Origin of the sequence: Aureibaculum marinum, assembly GCF_003813905.1 — a bacterium.
Lineage (GTDB): Bacteria > Bacteroidota > Bacteroidia > Flavobacteriales > Flavobacteriaceae > Aureibaculum > Aureibaculum marinum.
Genome location: NZ_RPFJ01000009.1, coordinates 59,398 through 77,053, shown reverse-complemented (window position 1 = coordinate 77,053; position 17,656 = coordinate 59,398). Strand labels below are relative to the sequence as shown.

The window sequence follows — 17,656 nt, the reverse complement described above, 5'->3', positions numbered from 1 at the left end:
TAAGTGTAACCTCTATTAAAATCGTTATATTTGACATTATAAAAGACTTGTAATATATGCTTACCACTATACAATACGGATCACGTAAATTAAAGATAAATCTATCAGAGCCTATAGATATTTCTATTCCTATACCGTTAACGAGAGATAATGTAGGTGTTTTAGCTTGGGGGCAAAAAAGTCCACGCTTAAAAAAATTAAGAAGTGTAAAAAAAAGGCATGCTACTAATTTTAATAGTATTAATTTAATGCCACATGCACATGGTACGCATACTGAATGTATAGGTCATATTACCAAAGAATTTGTTTCAATAAATAAAATATTAACGCAATTTTTCTTTTTGGCAGAAGTTGTTACCGTAGCTCCCGAAAAAAAAGGTAACGATTTTGTCATTTCAAAAAAGCAAATGCAATTTGTATTAGGTAATAAAAAGCGTGAAGCTATAATTATAAGAACAATGCCTAATACCAATAGTAAACTCAATAAAAATTACTCAAAAACTAATCCCCCCTATTTATTAGAAGAAGCTGTTATATATTTAAGAGAAAAAGGGATAGAACATTTGTTGATTGATACACCGTCAATTGATAAAGAAAAAGATGGAGGTGAGTTGTTGGGTCACAATGCGTTTTGGAATACGAAAGGAAAAAAAAGATTAAGTGCTACCATAACAGAATTAATTTTTGTTCCTAATCATATCAATGATGGTAAGTATTTTTTAAATCTTCAAATTACATCTTTAGAAAATAATGCAACACCTAGTAAACCTATTTTATATCAAGTACTAAATTAATATGAAAACTAGTTTAAAAATAGAAGAAATAGCAATGTTAGGTCTTTCTATCTATTTGTATTCTTTGTTAGATTTTGTTTGGTGGTGGTATTTAGTATTATTTTTTTTGCCCGATATTAGTTTTTTAGCTTATGCTATTAATACAAAAATAGGAGCTTATACCTACAATATATTACACCATAAGGGTACAATACTGTTTTTATTTTTCTTAGGAGTTTTTATGCAAAATGAAGTTTTACAAATGATTGGAATTGTATTTTTTGGTCACTCTTCGTTTGATAGATTTTTGGGGTATGGACTTAAGTACGCAGACAGTTTTAATAATACTCATTTAGGTAAAATTGGTAAAAACTAACCTCATGAACATAGAAGAATTACGTGATTATTGTTTGAGTAAAAAAAGAGTAACTGAACATTTTCCTTTTGATGAATCTACATTGGTTTTTAAAGTATTAGGAAAAATTTTTGCATTAACCTCCTTAGATAGAAAACCTACTCAGGTTAATTTAAAATGTGATCCAGAAAAAGCAATTAAGCTTCGTGAAGAATATGATGGTATTATAATTCCTGGATATCACATGAGTAAAAAGCACTGGAATACAGTTACTTTTGATAGTAGTTTGTCCAAAGAATTGTTGCAAGAGCTTATAGATCATTCCTATAACTTAGTAGTAAGTGGCTTGTCTAAAAAACTTCGTGAAACTTTATAAAAAACTTATTTTTAATATTATACTAAGCACGTATAATCATTACCTTTTTTTGATTTTATAGATTGGTTAAAAACAAAATGCATTTTGTTCTAAAGTTGCTTAGCTAAGCTATTTACGGCTTTTGGACTTGCAAACCCAATTATTTAATACTAATATTGCACCACCAAAAATCAAAAACCATGAGTGTACAAAAAGCCCTAGAAGAAAGAAGTAATTCTACTTGCGAAATGTGTAAAGGCACAGAAAACTTAAGTGTTTATAAATTACCACCAGCTTTAAATGAAACTGTTGATGAAGCCGTATTGGTTTGTAATACCTGTTTAGAGCAAATTGAAGATGCTGATAAAATGGATGTTAACCATTGGAGATGTTTAAACGATAGTATGTGGAGTGAGTATCAACCAGTACAAATTCTATCTTGGAGAATGTTACAAAGATTACGTGCAGAAGGTTGGCCACAAGATTTATTAGATATGATGTACTTAGACGATGAAGCCTTGGCCTTTGCTAGAGCATCTGGAGATCATTTAGATAAATCTAATGCAATTGTGCACAGAGATAGTAATGGTGCAATTTTAGAAGCTGGAGACTCTGTGGTTTTAATAAAGGATTTGAAAGTTAAAGGTTCTAGTATGGTTGCCAAACAAGGAACTGCTGTAAGACGTATCTCTTTAGATCATGAAAATCCTGAATATATAGAAGGAAAAGTTGATGGTCAGCAAATTGTAATAATTACAAAATTTGTAAAAAAGATTTAATCAAAATATTATTTAAAATTTACTCCCCTTATTTAGGGGAGTTTTTGTTTTCTTATTCTCGTAATGTTGTAGTAATAAGCAACACAACTTCTTTTGTATAGCTTGTATTAAAACATGTAATGTTTAAATGTATATTGATAGCCTATTCTTCATCTTTTTTAAAAAGGTTCAATCCAAAAGGTAAAATCAATAATAAAAAGAAGTATTGCCCCGAAATAAGACCAATTATAGTAACAATCAATCCTACAAGCATTAAAATATGTAATTTGTTAAGTTTCATACAAACAAATTCCTTTTGTGTATACTCTTTTAAATATGAGTTTAAAACACTCTGCTAGCTTTTTTAATAAATTTTTACTTTTCAAAATTAATAAGTTCTTGCTTAAAGTAAAGTAATTTGGTTACACTTCTTTTTAGTTATTAATATTGCTTATAATATTCTAAAACAATATTAATTGTTAATTTTTGGATAATAAAGTATTGCTACTGGATAAATTTTAATGAAAATCTGTTGAGTTTCTAAGTTAATTTTGATTAAAAAAATAACGAATACTAAAATAAATAATTATGAGTGTTAAATGGGAAGGTATTATGCCGGCAATTACAACAAAATTTAATGATGATGATACGTTAGATTTTAACATGTTTGAAATCAATATTAAAGCACAATTAGATGCTGGTGTACATGGAATTGTATTAGGAGGCACCCTTGGGGAAGCTAGTACATTATTGGAAGAAGAAAAACGCAGTTTAACACAAGTCACTGTAAAAATGGTTGAAGGAAAAGTGCCTGTAATGATTAATATCGCAGAGCAAAGTACAAAAGCAGCCATTAAAGCAGCAAATATGGCAGAAGAAGATGGTGCTTCTGGATTAATGATGTTACCACCAATGCGTTATAAATCTAGTGATAGAGAAACGGTTGAATATTTTAAAGCTGTTGCGAAAAATACTTCATTACCTATTATGGTATACAATAATCCTATTGACTATAAAATAGAGATTACCAATAAAATGTTTGACGAGCTATTAAAATTTGACAACATTGAAGCTGTAAAAGAGTCTACTAGAGATGTGACTAATATAACAAGAATAAAAAATCGTTTTGGAGATCGCTTAAAAATAATGACAGGAGTTGATACCATTGCTTTTGAGAGTTTGGTTTTAGGTGCTGATGGATGGGTAGCAGGCTTGGTTTGTGCCTTTCCGGAGGAAACTGTAGCTATTTATGAGTTGATTAAAGCGGGGCGTATTCAAGATGCTTTAGAAATTAATAGGTGGTTTATGCCTTTATTAGAACTCGATATAGTGCCAGAGTTGGTTCAAAATATTAAATTAGCAGAAGTTTATACGGGCATCGGCACAGAAAATGTACGCCCACCACGTTTACCACTAGCAGGGAAAAAGCGTAAAAAAGTAATTAAAATCATAGAAGATAGCCTTAAAACAAGACCAGATTTGGCTAAGTATAAGATATAGATTTATTTTTTTATGTGATAGTTTAAAGAGTATCACCATATTAATTTCTGCTTTATGTAAAAGTGTAGGGAGTAACCTAGTATCAATTTAACCCAAAAAAAAATAATTACACAATACTAATAATGATTACAGGAAAAAATTACATTGGCAATACATTAGCTGGAAAAGGAATAAAAACTTTTAAAACATTTAATCCTCAGTCTAATAAAGAAAATAAAACTGTTTTTATAGAAGCAACAGTTGAAGAGATAAATGAAGCTGTTGAATTGGCATTACTAGCTTTTAAAAAATATAGTAAGGTTTCAGGAGCTGAAAAAGCAGCATTCTTGGATACTATTGCTGATGAAATTTTAAACTTAGGAGAGGAGCTAATTCAAACGTATTGCTCAGAAACAGGGTTGCCAGAAGGACGAGCAAATGGAGAGCGTGGTAGAATGGTGGGGCAATTACGTTCATTTGCTGAGTTGGTTAAAGAAGGGTCATGGGTAGAGGCAACTATAGATACAGCTCAACCTGACAGAAAGCCTTTACCTAAGTCTGACTTAAGAAAAATGATGATTCCATTAGGTCCAGTAGTAGTTTTTGGAGCTAGTAATTTTGCTTTTGCATTTTCAACGGCAGGAGGGGATACCGCAGCTGCACTGGCTGCTGGTTGTCCTGTTATTGTAAAATCACATCCTATGCATTCAGGAACTGGAGAGTTGGTGAGTTCAGCAATTATTAAAGCGGCAGAAAAAACAGGAATGCCAAATGGTGTTTTTTCAAATTTAAATGGCAGTAGTACAGACGTAGGTGTAAATTTAGTTAAACATCCAGGGGTAAAAGCAGTTGGATTCACTGGTAGTATTAATGGCGGTAGAGCTTTGTTTGATATTGCTTCGCAACGTAAGGAACCAATTCCTGTTTTTGCAGAAATGGGAAGTGTAAATCCTGTTGTTATTTTACCAGAAGCATTAAAAAGTAATGGATCATATTGGGCTAAAACTTATGCGGGTTCTGTAACTCTAGGAGCCGGACAGTTTTGTACCAATCCGGGATTGTTATTAGGAATGAAAAGTGATGCTTTAACTGATTTTATAAATAAACTATCAAAAGAAATTATAAAAATAGAGCCTTCAGTAATGTTACATCCAAACATTGTGGGGGCGTATGAAAAAAATAAGAAAAGAGCATTGTCACAATCTGGGTTAACTGTTACAGCAACTATTGATATAGACGTTAAACCCAATTATGGGAAACAAGTAATAACTACTGTAGAAGGTAAAACGTTTTTAGAGAATACAACTCTACATCAGGAAGTTTTTGGGCCATTTTCTATGGTAGTACAATGTGAAGATGTAAAACAATTAGAAAATGTAATTTTAGCTTTAGAAGGACAATTAACAGGAACAGTTATTTCAAATACTGAGGAGCTTAGTAATTATTCCGTTATAATTGATGCCCTACAAAACAGAGTAGGAAGAGTAATTTTTAATGGGGTTCCAACAGGTGTTGAAGTTTGTCCTGCGATGCAGCATGGAGGTCCTTATCCGGCTTCTACAGATAGTAGGTTTACAGCAGTAGGTGTCCATTCAATAAAACGATGGGTGCGTCCTTTTAGTTATCAAGATTGGCCACAAGAATTATTGCCACAAGAATTAAAAGATGAAAATCCGTTGGGAATTCTTAGAGAGGTAAATGGAAAATTAGAATTGAAAAAATAATTGAAGTATGAGTTGGATAAGGCGTTTGTTGTTGGTATGTGTTTTTTTTATTTCTTGTAAGCAAGTTGATAAGTCAGAAAATAAAAATTCTTCAGCTCAACTAGAAAAAGTTATAAGCTTGTATCAAAGTCATGAAGGTTATGATAAAAAAGAATTTCCATTAGGACTTTTTACTAAAGAATATTTTCAAGCTCAAGCTGATTTTTCAAAAGAACAATTAGAAGCTCTGAATAAAATAGATGGTAAAAAGTTGTCAGAAACCGAACGTATATCTCTAGAATTATTAAAATTTAGGTTACAAGAAACTATTGATTATAATACGTATGAACAATACCTTAATCCGCTACTTTCCGATTCAGGATTTCATGTTAGCTTGCCCTATATAGTAAGACCATTAAATGATTATAATAGTGTAAAGGAATATTTGAATAAACTTGATGCGTTGCCTGTTTTTGTTGATCAACATTTAGATGTATTACAATTAGGATTAGCTAAAGGTTTGTCTCAACCCAAAATTATTTTTAAAGGGTACGAGTCTACCTATAATACTCATATAACAGAACGTGTTGAAGATAATTTTTTTTATTCTCCATTTAAAAATTTGCCAACTATTTTAACAGAAGTACAGAAAGATTCTATTTTAAACGCTGCAAAAATTGCTATTGAAACAAAAGTAATTCCTCAATTTAAGCGGATTAAAACTTTTTTTGAAACTGAATATTTCCCAAAAGCTAGAAAAAGTATTGGTGTTTCAGACACTCCTTATGGTAAAGAGTTCTATCAAAATAGAATTAATTACTATACCACAAGTACACAATATTCGGCTGAAGATATTCATCAAATAGGATTAAAGGAAGTGGCAAGAATAAAAGCTGAAATGGAAAAAATTATTGCCGATTTAGATTTTGAAGGAAGTTTTGCTGACTTTTTCCATTTTTTGAGAACTGATGAGCAATTTTATGCAAAATCTCCTAAAGAGTTGTTGATGATAGCTAGAGATATGGCCAAACGTGTTGATGCTCAATTGCCAAAATTCTTTAAAAAATTACCCAGAAAACCGTATGGTGTTGCTCCCGTACCTGATGCTATTGCCCCTAAATATACAACAGGAAGATATATAGGTACTTCAAAAAACAGTACAGAACCAGGATATTATTGGGTAAATACGTACAATTTAAAAAGTAGAACCTTGTATACTTTACCTGCTTTAACGGTGCATGAAGCTGTACCTGGCCACCATTTACAAATAAGTTTAAACAACGAATTAGGTGATAGTATTCCTCAATTTAGAAAAAACACATACCTCTCTGCGTACGGTGAAGGCTGGGGGTTGTATTGTGAATTTTTAGCAGATGAAATGGGAGTGTATACAACCCCTTATGAAAAGTTTGGACAACTAACTTATGAAATGTGGCGTGCTTGCCGATTGGTTGTTGATACCGGAATTCATGCGAAAGGGTGGACAAGAGATCAAGCTGTAGATTTTATGGCTTCCAAAACAGCATTGTCGTTTCATGAAATAAATACAGAAATAGACAGATATATATCATGGCCAGGTCAAGCATTGTCGTATAAAATAGGGGAGTTAAAAATTAGAGAATTACGTAAAAGAGCTGAAAAGGAATTGGCAGGTAAATTTGATATACGCCAATTTCATGAAATTATTTTAGAACAAGGAACAGTTACCTTGTCCATTTTAGAAGATAGAATTGATAACTATATAGAAGATACTAAGTTGTAATTTTGAGCGTATAACTTCAATTTTAAACCATGAAGTCTTTATTTAAATGTATTGATGCCCATACTTGTGGAAATCCTGTAAGAGTTATTACTGAAGGAGGACCCATTTTAAATGGTGCTAACATGAGTGAAAAACGCCAACACTTTCTAAAAGAATATGACTGGATTAGAAAGGGGCTTATGTTTGAACCACGAGGGCATGATATGATGAGTGGAAGTATTCTTTTTCCACCACACAATGCTGAAAATGATTTTGCTATACTTTTTATTGAAACCTCAGGATGTTTGCCAATGTGTGGTCATGGCACTATAGGTACAATTACTGTAGCTATAGAAGAAGGGTTGATTATTCCAAAAATTCCAGGAAAAATAAGGATGGAAGCTCCCGCAGGATTGGTTGAAATTGAATATAAAAAAACAAATAAAAAGGTAGATTGGGTAAAGTTAACCAATGTAAAAAGTTATTTGGCGGCTGAAAATTTAACTGTTGATTGTCCAGAATTGGGTGAAATCACTTTTGACGTGGCTTATGGTGGTAATTATTATGCCATTGTAGATATTCAGCCTAACTTTACGGGAATTCATAACTTTTCGGCTAATAAGATTATACAATATTCACAAATTGTAAGAGAACGAATCAATAAAAAATATCCAGCTACTTTTATACATCCTGAAAATGATACAATTAGAGATGTCACTCATATGATGTGGATTGGAAATCCAATAAACCCAACTTCTTCTGGAAGAAATGCAGTTTTTTATGGAGATAAAGCTATTGATAGAAGTCCATGTGGTACAGGAACTTCTGCAAGAATGGCACAACTACACGCAAAGGGGAAATTAAATGTTAATGAAGAGTTTATCCATGAAAGTTTTATTGGTAGCAAATTTATTGGACGTGTTGAGAAGGTAACAACCTTAAAAAACGGAGTAAATGCCATTGTGCCAAGTATTCAAGGGTGGGCAAAGATTTATGGCTATAATACAATTATTATTGATGATGATGACCCATATGCATTTGGATTTCAGGTCATTTAAAAAATTTAATTTTAAATAAGGTAATAGCTATTGATAATTAAAAACTATAAATGTATATGTTTTAAGAAATATGCAATAAATCTAATATTTTTTTGGAAAATTGTACAATTAATTAAATTTGAGTGACAAATAATAAATATTGAATTTACAAATGAAAACCTGTGTAATTATTGGTGGTGGTATTATCGGATTAAGTACTGCATATTATTTAAAAAAAGAAGGCTGTGAAGTAACTGTTATAGACCAAACCAATATGGATGGTGCAATAGGTGGAGCATCTTATGTGAATGCAGGATATTTAACTCCCAGTCATATTATTTCACTGGCGGCACCTGGAATAATTACTAAGGGTATTAAATATATGTTTGATAGTACGAGTCCCTTTTATATGAAACCGAGATTAGATTTAGATTTTTTAAAATGGACGTGGTACTTTAAAAAATCTGCAACTAAGTCAAAAGTAAAAAAAGGAATTCCAGTTTTAAAAGAGATAAATGTGCTTAGTAGAGGATTGTATGAAGAGATTCTTAACTCAAATGATCTTGGAAGTTTTCAACTGGAAAAAAAAGGGTTACTTATGCTTTATAAATCGGATGAAGTAGGAGAGGCCGAGGTTAAAACTGCTAAAATTGTTCAGGATTTAGGGTTAGAATCAGCTTTTTTAAATGCACAGGAATTAAAAGCCTTAGAGCCTAAAGTAAGTTCAGATGTAAAAGGAGCAGTTCATTATTTATGTGATTATCATACAAGTCCCAATCAGATAATGGAACGTATGAAATCCTATTTGAAAAATAGAGGTGTTGTTTTTAAAAAAAACGAAACAGTAGTTGATTTTTCAGTTAAGGAAGGTAAAGTTACCGAAGTGATATCAGATAAAAATGTATACATCGCTGACGAGGTTATTCTTTCGTCAGGTTCGTGGAGTAGTAAATTAGCTAAAAAATTGAATCTAAAATTGCCATTAGAAGGCGGAAAAGGTTATAGAATTAATGTTGAAGAAGAAACCGGAATTAATTATCCTGCTATTCTTATGGAAAAAAAAGTTGCCGTTACACCAATGGAAGGTTTTACCCGTTTTGCGGGTACTATGGAATTGTCAGGTATTAATCATAGTATAAATAAAAAACGAGTAGTTGCTATAGCCAAAGCATCAGAACAGTATTATGAGGGGTTAAGTATTTCTCAATCAAATATTGATAATGCTCTTTGTGGCTTACGGCCGGTATCTCCTGATGGCTTGCCGTATATTGGAAAAACTTCAGGATTGCGTAATTTAACTATAGGAACTGGCCATGCAATGATGGGGTGGAGCTTAGGGCCCGCTACTGGTAAATTAGTTTCTGAAATTATTGTAAATAAGAAAACTTCTATGGATATTTCTGCTTTTAGTCCGCAAAGGAAATTCTAAAAAAAGCATAAGATGGGATATCTTTAGATTTTCTTTAGATTGATTTATTACATTTATCAAATAAACGTTCTAAGTTTTCGTTTATAACTACTCAAATACTTGTTTTTTTTAAATTGATTTCTAGTAGGTTAGAACTTGTTTATGAAAATAAACAAAAATTAAAGGGGAATTTTTAATTTATAATTGTTTTAAATATGAAAGCAATTAATAAAATAAAAGATTATGTTTAAAGTAGGAGAAATTGTAGTTTGTGTAAATGCAAAAAGAAGATGGTATAGATTGGGAGGTCTAAGAGAGAATGAGATGTATACCGTTACAGGCTTTAATCCATATGATGGAGGATTAATCTTAAAAGAAGTGAAAAGTCCAAGAAGTGGTTATCATGCTTTTGCTGCAAATAGATTTAGAAAAGTTGATTATGCATTTGCTACTAAAGTTTTGGAAGAATTGCAAGCGGAACAACAACCAATGCCTAAACCAGAAATTGAACCTGAATTGCAACCACAGAAATTTGAACTTTCGTTGTTAAACTAATGTTTATATGCTTTTAACATTTATTTAATTTTAAAATTAAAAATAATATTGCTATATTCACCACGGGAAATAATTAAATAGCAATATGTTTAAAATTGGAGAAATCGTAGTTTGCGTTGACGCTAGACGCAGATGGTACAAATTAGGAAACCTTAAAGAAAATGAGATGTATACTGTTGTAGGATTTAATCCTTACGATGACGGTTTAATCTTAAAAGAAACTAAATCTATTAGAAGTGGTTATAATGCTTATGCCAAAGATAGGTTTAGAAAAGTTGATTATGAATTTGCAGAACAACTTTTAAATAATATTAAAGAAGAGCATCTTCAGAATAAAAATTCTTCAAAACATTCACAAAAATCAAAATAATTAGTTTGAATATAATAGGCATTCAATGTCCTCTTCAGGTAATTGAACCTTTTTCTTATATTTTAATCCTAATTTTTTAATTAATGCTAATGATTTAGTATTTGTAGGCTCAATAATAGCTGCAATTTTAGGTATGTTTAAGGTTTGTTGGGCATAGTTATATAATGCTTTGGTTGCTTCAAAAGCAAAACCTTTACTTGTAAATTTAGGCAATAACGCATATCCAATATCAATAATATCTAATTCTATCCTATTCACTAAGCCACAAAACCCTATTGGTTCATTGGTTTCTTTAATTTTAATGATATAATAGCCATATCCATTGTGTTTGTAACTTTTTAGAAATCTGCTCTTTATAAAATTTTTAGCATCACCAATAGTTTTAATATTTCTATCGCCAATATTTTTTATAAAGGAAGGGTTATTCATTAGCTGATGTAAAAAAGGAGCGTCATTTTCAGAAATAAAATCTAAAAGCAATCTATCAGTGTTAAGTAATGTCATTGGTAATAAATTAATTGTTAAAAATAAGCATTACATATTAACCAATAATAGTACTCTGTTTTTCGTAAAATTTATCAGATTGTAGTTTTAATAAGTCTTTCGTTTTTTGTTTTTTGTATTTATAAATGTCGTCATCATTAGAAACATCATAATAGACCTTTTCATTTAATTTTGCATCTGAAGTTAATAATAGTGATCTTTGATTTTTTTGTTGAGTAACCCACACTTTTAAAGCATTTTCTTGTTCTTCGTACTTTAAATCATAAGCTCCTTTAGGAGCTAATATTTTTGCTAAAACTGGTGCGGTCTCAATGGCGACGAATAACAGAAAGATAAAGAAAGAAGGTAGCCACGCTAGTTCGTTCAAAGCGTTAATACGAGCCATTAAACCATCAAAATTGTCTATAATAGGTTGATTATTTGTAATCTTTTTATTCTGATTACTTCTTAACTCAGATAGCATTGTTTCTTTGTTTGCTATTTCAATAGCATTCTCTTTTTTTAGTTGTTGTAATTCAACCAATAAAGCGTCGTGCTTCTCTCTTTTTTCTTTATAAACAGGACCTTTGCCTAGTTTCATTGTGCCTGAAGTACCTTCAGCCTCAGTTATATATGTATTGTATAAATCGTTTACGGCTTTTTCTTTAATTTCAATTTCATTTTTTAATGTATTAATTTCAGATTGTATTCTATTTATTTCAGGAATAAACTGTGCGGCTATTTGATTTTGATTTTGTACTGTTAACTGATTTTTTTGTTTTAATAATACTTGATTTATTTCTTTTTCAAATATTTTTATCTCAAGAGGTTTTGAGATAACTACGGCTATAATTATAGCCAATATTATTCTTGGAGAAGCCTGTAAAAACTCTTTAAAAACAGTATCTTGTTTTTTAATAGTAGAAACAATAAAACGGTCTAAGTTAAAAATTAGAAGCCCCCAGACCAATCCAAAACCTATAGCGATATAAATGTTATCAAATACGGTGTATAAGGCATATGAGCCGGCAATAAAGGCCATTACTGCAGTAAAAAATATTGTTCCACCTATACCAGCATATTTTATTTGTTCAGATTTAGGACTTTCATTTAATAAATCAGGATCAGCACCTGAACACATCCAAAAGAAGTTTTTTAGCATGATAAAGCAATTAAGTTATTAAAACGATAGAATAAAGGTTGGTGTTGTTTAACACCATGATAATTAAATGTTAAAGTTTAGTTATTGATAATCAAATAATTAGTGGTGTTAGTTGTTTTGCTTTAATTTATTAGTAACTAATGGTAGGAATTTGTTACAATAAGTTGTTTTATAATAAACTAAAACCTTTAACGATGGCTACAACTATTAAAATTAAAACTAAAAAGAGCAAACTAAAAGAGCATTTGGCAAATCAATACAAGCGTATGGTTAATAATTCTAATGATGATAAAAAGTTAGCCAAAACTTGGCCTTTAGATTTTAATCCATTTGTTTCTAACAAGAAAGGATGTCCTGAATCTTGGGCTGTATTTTCTATGAACCACTAATGTAGAATTAGAATTAAACTTAAAAATTAAACAACAATTTATTGCCTATTAAAGAAAAACCCATCTTATCAATGATAAGACGGGTTTTTTTATGTAAAAATTTTAATTAAGATTTTAATTCTACATAATATTTATAGAATAGAGGAATTGTTTCAATACCTTTTAAGTAATTAAATACTCCAAAATGTTCATTCGGAGAATGTATTGCATCAGTATCTAGTCCAAATCCCATTAAAATAGTTTTACTTTTTAATTCTTGCTCAAATAGTGCAACAATAGGAATACTACCTCCGCTTCTTTGAGGGATTGGAGCGGTACCAAAACTATCTTTATAAGCTTTAGCAGCTGCTTTATAACCAATACTATCTATGGGCGTAACGTATCCTTGTCCTCCATGATGAGGTTTGACGGAAACACGCACGCCCTCTGGAGCAATACTTTCAAAATGATTTTTAAATAATTCTGTAATTTCTTCCCAGTTTTGATGTGGTACTAAACGCATGGAAATTTTAGCAAATGCTTTACTAGCAATAACAGTTTTTGCTCCTTCTCCAGTATATCCTCCCCAAATTCCATTTACATCAAGTGTAGGTCTTATAGAGTTTCTTTCGTTGGTGGTATAGCCTTTTTCACCATAAACAGCATCAATGTCTAATTCTTTTTTATATTGTTCTAAAGAAAAAGGAGCTTTAGCCATTTCAGCACGTTCTTCTATAGATAGCTCTTCCACCTTATCATAAAAACCAGGAATGGTAATGTGATTGTTTTCGTCATGTAAAGAAGCAATCATTTTACTTAACACGTTAATTGGATTCGCTACGGCTCCACCATACAAACCAGAATGTAAATCTCTGTTTGCTCCAGTTACTTCAACTTCTACATAACTTAATCCACGTAATCCAGTAGTAATTGAAGGTTGTTGATTACTTATCATTCCAGTATCAGAAATTAAAATAACATCATTTGCTAATTTATCCTGATTTTGTTTTACAAACCATGCCAAACTTTCAGAGCCTACTTCTTCTTCACCTTCAATCATAAACTTAACATTACAAGGTAAATTATTACTACTAGTCATATATTCCAATGCTTTAACATGCATATACATCTGACCTTTATCATCGCAGGCTCCTCTTGCAAAAATTGCACCCTCTGGATGAATATCAGTTTTTTTAATAACAGGCTCAAAAGGAGGAGAGTCCCATAAATTTAATGGGTCTGGTGGTTGCACATCATAATGTCCATATACTAAAACAGTAGGAAGGTTTTTATCAATTATTTTTTCACCATAAACTATAGGGTATCCTGGAGTTTCGCAAATTTCAACGCTATCACATCCTGCTTTTTCTAAAGCGTTTTTTACGGCCTCTGCCATATCTATAACATCTTGATTAAAAGCAGAGTCAGCACTAATGGATGGTATTTTTAAAATTTCAATAAGTTCATTTATAAATCGATCTTTGTGCTGTTGTACGTAAGGTTTTAAATTATCCATCTTATGATTAAAAGTTATTATCTTCAAAAATAATAAAAATATAATTGAACCGTATGGGATTTTGTAAAGATTGATTATATTTGCAGCCCATTTATAAAACTATCTATAGTTAGATAAGGGAGAATGATGCAGGCGTGGTGGAATTGGTAGACACGCTAGACTTAGGATTTAACCAAGTATAGGTTCTTAAAATATTGTTAAAATGCGGGCGTGGTGGAATTGGTAGACACGCTTGACTTAGGATCAAGTGCCTCACGGTGTGAAGGTTCGAGTCCTTTCGCCCGCACAAAAGCCGAAGAGAAATCTTCGGCTTTTTTATTTTTAACAATGGAATTTCGTCAAGGTTTTTAACCTTGGGTACAACATAGGTACAACATTTGGTTATTTTAAGAACTACATTTGAATTGATTACCATTACTTCCATTTAATCTCAAACCATATTAAATTTCATAGTAATTAATAGATTTTAGTGAATTGCATCCGCATTTCTTCGCTAGGGAGAGTTTATTATCATACAATATACCCGCAATTTAAACTCGTAAAATACTTCCATCAAAAGACTACGGCATAATGCCGACTCCTTATCCTTTGCTTATTTATTCCGTTTCCTTTTGAGCCAAGATTTTATCTTCCGTTTGGTTTCTGCTTAAATATTGTTTAATCTAAAATTTAAGTATTATGACAACAAAAGCAAGTACCAAAAGTAGAAACGGTAAAGTAAGTACAGCCGTTAAAAAGGATGTCAAAGAAAGATTGACGCAAAAGGCAATTGGACTTCAAATTCAGAACCTTAGCATTGATAAGGTCATTCCCGACCCTATGCAACCAAGAAAGACTTTTAACGAAGCGTTGTTAAAGCAGCTTTCCGAGAGTATTAAAAAACACGGTGTACTTCAACCTATTACTGTACGTAAGTCTGGAAAAGAGTATATCATAGTAATGGGCGAACGCAGGTTTCGTGCTAGTAAGTTAGCAAGTAAGAAAACGATACCTTGTATAGTGAGAACGTATAAGAACAATGATGTTCTGGAAGTTCAAATCATCGAAAACCTACAAAGACAAGATGTCGAACCTACCGAAGAGGCAGAAGCAATTGCCTTTCTGAGCGAGAAATATGTGCCTTCTGAAATAGCAAAACGATTAGGACGAAGTGATAATTTTATAAGACAGCGTTTAAAATTAGCTGGACTTATCGAAGGGTTTAAGCACTTTGTTCGCAATGGTGATATGACCATTTCTCTAGGAATTGGCGTTGCACTATTTGAGCCAGAAGAACAGCAAATGATGCTTGAAACAATGGGCGAAAATTTCAATGCACATCAAGTCAACAGAATGATTAAAGACAAAACCTTTGATTTGGAAAAAGCATCCTTTGATGTAACTGACAAAAAGTTAATGCCAAAAGCTGGGTCTTGTGTAGAATGTCCATTTAATGCGGCAAATCAAGGAAATTTATTTGGCGAAGGAAAAATGGTCTGTACAAAATCAGCTTGTTTTGAGGCAAAGAAGACAAAATCTTTCTTGAACCTGATTGAAAAATCCAAGAAAGAGAACATTCTATTGATTCCGGAAATACAGAAATATTGGGCAGATGACGAAAATAATCAGCTCATTTTATCCCAACTGGAAAAAAATGGTTTGAAGGCCTATTTGCTGGATGATGTTGAAATTATCGAAAACCCCAATGAGCCAACAATTGAGGACATCAAAACAGAATATCAACATTATGAACTTTCTGATGATGAATTAAGAAGAAAATTAACGGAAGCTGTACAAGATTATGAAGAAGAATTAGGAATATATCATTCAGCTCAAGAAAATGGATTTGTAAATGGCATCGTGTTCCACCCTGAAACGCACCAACACAAAGAAGTGTTTGTTAAGGTCATTGAGAAATCTGAAACTGAAAATTCAATATATTCTGAACCCTTGGCCAACAGAAAAATGGCTGACTGTACCCCTGGAGAACAAATCGTAAAAATCAACGAAAAGGAAATCCGTAAAAAGCATATTGAAAATAACAAACAGTTTGAAGAAGTTGTATCAATGATTAGAGAGACCAAATACATTGACACCAAGAAAGCACTTTCAGTAGATGAAATGGTGGCATTTTCATTATCGCTCTATGAAAACAATGTGGATTATGTAGGACGACAAAGATTCTTTTCGGGTTTATTGAGTAATACGTCCAAGATGACAGATGTGGAAATTGTCGAATATTTCAAGAAGAAGTTCAAAAAAGAAATTTTTCATAAGCTGATTCGCTATATACTAACTAAGCAAGTACATTTTGGCGAAAGCAACCACATTAATAATTTGACGAACATTTCATTCTACAATGCGATGCAAGGGTATTACAAATCCAAGATTGTAAACATTGAGAAGGAATATGCTGAAAAAAGAAGCAAGCGTGAAGAGCGCTTGAAAGAGCGAATAACAATTCTTGAAAAACAAATTCAAGATTTGAACGATTAGCTTTTGTTGTTTGAAGAAGGGTCGGCATTCGTGCTGGCTCTTCTTCTTTTTTAGATAATATTCTGATTGAAGTGGGTTATTTAACAGAAAGAAATAATCAATCAATAGTAGCGCAAAGATAAACTCGCAAAATATACCCATCAAAAGACTACGGCATAAAGCCAACGCTTCTTCCCTTACTTATTTATTCCGTTTCCTTTTGAGCTGAGATTTTAGCTTCCGTTTGGGTTACGCTCAAATATTGTTTAATCTAAATTCAAAAGCTATGTATTTACAAAATTTACAGCAGGATGAAATCTTTGTTCCATCAGAAATGAAATCCTTAAAAACTTTGACACAGATGGAATCTCGACGAGGGCTTGAAAATGTCATCATCTCAAATGGAAAAATCGTTAATGTAGTCTCGAACAGCTACGGTCATATCCCGAACCAATTGTTCTTCAAGAAAGCAGAAGAAATGCTGACCGATGCAGAACTGAACTTTCACAAACGCACCATCAACAAGAATGATAGGTCGTTCATAACCGACTTTATCATCGATGATAAAAGTCAGTTTACCGTCAAGAATAACAAGGATTTGATACTGCCGATGTTACGCTTTAAAAACTCTTATGATGGTAGCGAAAAGACCTCTGGTCACTTTGGGTATTACCGAAAAGTATGTTCCAACGGATTGCACGTTTCTCAGGCAGAAATCGAGTTTTCTATCAAGCACAGTAAGAATAATACACAGCTTATTATGCCCAGATTGAACAACTTGTTTGACAAGTTTTTAGATAATGAGTTTTATACCATTACTAAGAAGTTCGATAAGATGAAGGAATTTAAAATCATCGATGCCCAAGAATTCGTCAAGGCTATTCTCGAAAAAACTAAACTCTTTAGATACGAGTGTAGCGACAAGAATAGCGACCCTTCAAAAAAGTCTCGTGAAGTCATTGAAATTTTGAATTACGAAGCCTTGTTACTCAATGAAGAACCGAATCTGTGGTTAGGTTACAACGCTTTTAACTCAGTATTACATAATACTTTGAAGAAGAGTTTTGGTCAACAAGAACGGTTGGATAAGAAATTATTCTATGAAGTCTATGAAATGGCTTAGAAATAGTTAAAGGTTT

Annotated in this window: 18 protein-coding genes and 1 tRNA gene; 15 read left to right on the top strand and 4 right to left on the bottom strand. The window is 32.0% G+C overall.

Translation table 11 applies throughout. The features are described 5' to 3' along the window. The first annotated feature begins 56 nt into the window (after positions 1 to 56). From EGM88_RS07915 to EGM88_RS07900, 4 genes are all read left to right on the top strand, one after another. Positions 57 to 794 carry a cyclase family protein gene (locus EGM88_RS07915; RefSeq protein ID WP_123897434.1) on the top strand — a complete coding sequence of 246 codons (738 nt, stop codon included), beginning with the start codon at positions 57 to 59 and terminating at the stop codon, positions 792 to 794. 1 nt (position 795) lies between these two features. After that, complete coding sequence (locus EGM88_RS07910; RefSeq protein WP_123897433.1) at positions 796 to 1,149, top strand: DUF4260 domain-containing protein; 354 nt, start codon at positions 796 to 798, stop codon at positions 1,147 to 1,149. Between the two features lie 4 nt (positions 1,150 to 1,153). Further along, positions 1,154 to 1,504, top strand: a complete 351-nt coding sequence (locus EGM88_RS07905) for an MmcQ/YjbR family DNA-binding protein (RefSeq protein WP_123897432.1) — start codon at positions 1,154 to 1,156, stop codon at positions 1,502 to 1,504. A 179-nt stretch (positions 1,505 to 1,683) separates the two neighbouring features. Continuing rightward, complete coding sequence (locus EGM88_RS07900) at positions 1,684 to 2,262, top strand: PhnA domain-containing protein (protein ID WP_123897431.1); 579 nt, start codon at positions 1,684 to 1,686, stop codon at positions 2,260 to 2,262. Between the two features lie 142 nt (positions 2,263 to 2,404). Here EGM88_RS07900 and EGM88_RS15920 read toward each other — a convergent pair whose 3' ends face one another. Continuing rightward, positions 2,405 to 2,542, bottom strand: coding sequence for a hypothetical protein (locus EGM88_RS15920; protein ID WP_203229444.1), 138 nt, complete (start codon positions 2,540 to 2,542; stop codon positions 2,405 to 2,407). Between the two features lie 287 nt (positions 2,543 to 2,829). Here EGM88_RS15920 and EGM88_RS07895 point away from each other — a divergent pair, with 287 nt between their 5' ends. The 7 genes from EGM88_RS07895 (at position 2,830) to EGM88_RS07865 (ending at position 10,534) form a co-directional block, all read left to right on the top strand. Then, positions 2,830 to 3,741 carry a dihydrodipicolinate synthase family protein gene (locus EGM88_RS07895; protein ID WP_123897430.1) on the top strand — a complete coding sequence of 304 codons (912 nt, stop codon included), beginning with the start codon at positions 2,830 to 2,832 and terminating at the stop codon, positions 3,739 to 3,741. A gap of 122 nt (positions 3,742 to 3,863) precedes the next feature. Then, a complete protein-coding gene (locus EGM88_RS07890) occupies positions 3,864 to 5,444 on the top strand; it encodes an aldehyde dehydrogenase (NADP(+)) (RefSeq protein WP_123897429.1) in 1,581 nt (526 codons plus the stop codon). A gap of 7 nt (positions 5,445 to 5,451) precedes the next feature. Next, positions 5,452 to 7,185, top strand: a complete 1,734-nt coding sequence (locus EGM88_RS07885) for a DUF885 domain-containing protein (protein WP_123897428.1) — start codon at positions 5,452 to 5,454, stop codon at positions 7,183 to 7,185. A gap of 29 nt (positions 7,186 to 7,214) precedes the next feature. Then, a complete protein-coding gene (locus EGM88_RS07880) occupies positions 7,215 to 8,222 on the top strand; it encodes a 4-hydroxyproline epimerase (protein ID WP_123897427.1) in 1,008 nt (335 codons plus the stop codon). Between the two features lie 151 nt (positions 8,223 to 8,373). After that, positions 8,374 to 9,630 (top strand): NAD(P)/FAD-dependent oxidoreductase, encoded by a 1,257-nt coding sequence (locus EGM88_RS07875; RefSeq protein WP_123897426.1) that lies wholly within the window; start codon positions 8,374 to 8,376, stop codon positions 9,628 to 9,630. 222 nt (positions 9,631 to 9,852) lie between these two features. Beyond that, a complete protein-coding gene (locus EGM88_RS07870) occupies positions 9,853 to 10,164 on the top strand; it encodes a hypothetical protein (protein ID WP_123897425.1) in 312 nt (103 codons plus the stop codon). An 85-nt stretch (positions 10,165 to 10,249) separates the two neighbouring features. Next, the gene (locus tag EGM88_RS07865; RefSeq protein WP_123897424.1) at positions 10,250 to 10,534 is read left to right on the top strand and encodes a hypothetical protein; all 285 of its coding nucleotides are present in this window, start codon (positions 10,250 to 10,252) and stop codon (positions 10,532 to 10,534) included. On the opposite strand, the gene EGM88_RS07860 is transcribed toward EGM88_RS07865, so the two are convergent. Beyond that, positions 10,535 to 11,038, bottom strand: a complete 504-nt coding sequence (locus tag EGM88_RS07860; RefSeq protein WP_123897423.1) for a GNAT family N-acetyltransferase — start codon at positions 11,036 to 11,038, stop codon at positions 10,535 to 10,537. A gap of 37 nt (positions 11,039 to 11,075) precedes the next feature. Continuing rightward, positions 11,076 to 12,179, bottom strand: a complete 1,104-nt coding sequence (locus tag EGM88_RS07855; RefSeq protein ID WP_123897422.1) for a DUF4407 domain-containing protein — start codon at positions 12,177 to 12,179, stop codon at positions 11,076 to 11,078. Between the two features lie 194 nt (positions 12,180 to 12,373). Between EGM88_RS07855 and EGM88_RS07850 the strand changes: the two genes are divergently transcribed. Next, entirely contained in the window at positions 12,374 to 12,568 is a 195-nt protein-coding gene (locus tag EGM88_RS07850) for a hypothetical protein (protein ID WP_123897421.1), read from the top strand. A 106-nt stretch (positions 12,569 to 12,674) separates the two neighbouring features. Here the strand turns inward: EGM88_RS07850 and EGM88_RS07845 are convergent, their stop codons facing one another. Beyond that, positions 12,675 to 14,063 (bottom strand): dipeptidase, encoded by a 1,389-nt coding sequence (locus tag EGM88_RS07845; protein WP_123897420.1) that lies wholly within the window; start codon positions 14,061 to 14,063, stop codon positions 12,675 to 12,677. Positions 14,064 to 14,267: 204 nt separating this feature from the next. On the opposite strand from EGM88_RS07845, the gene EGM88_RS07840 reads away from it, so the two are divergent. From EGM88_RS07840 to EGM88_RS07830, 3 genes are all read left to right on the top strand, one after another. Beyond that, positions 14,268 to 14,349, top strand: a tRNA-Leu gene (locus tag EGM88_RS07840). A gap of 392 nt (positions 14,350 to 14,741) precedes the next feature. Further along, positions 14,742 to 16,538 (top strand): ParB/RepB/Spo0J family partition protein, encoded by a 1,797-nt coding sequence (locus tag EGM88_RS07835; protein WP_123897419.1) that lies wholly within the window; start codon positions 14,742 to 14,744, stop codon positions 16,536 to 16,538. A 265-nt stretch (positions 16,539 to 16,803) separates the two neighbouring features. Continuing rightward, positions 16,804 to 17,640 carry a DUF932 domain-containing protein gene (locus EGM88_RS07830; RefSeq protein ID WP_123897418.1) on the top strand — a complete coding sequence of 279 codons (837 nt, stop codon included), beginning with the start codon at positions 16,804 to 16,806 and terminating at the stop codon, positions 17,638 to 17,640. Positions 17,641 to 17,656: the final 16 nt, after the last annotated feature.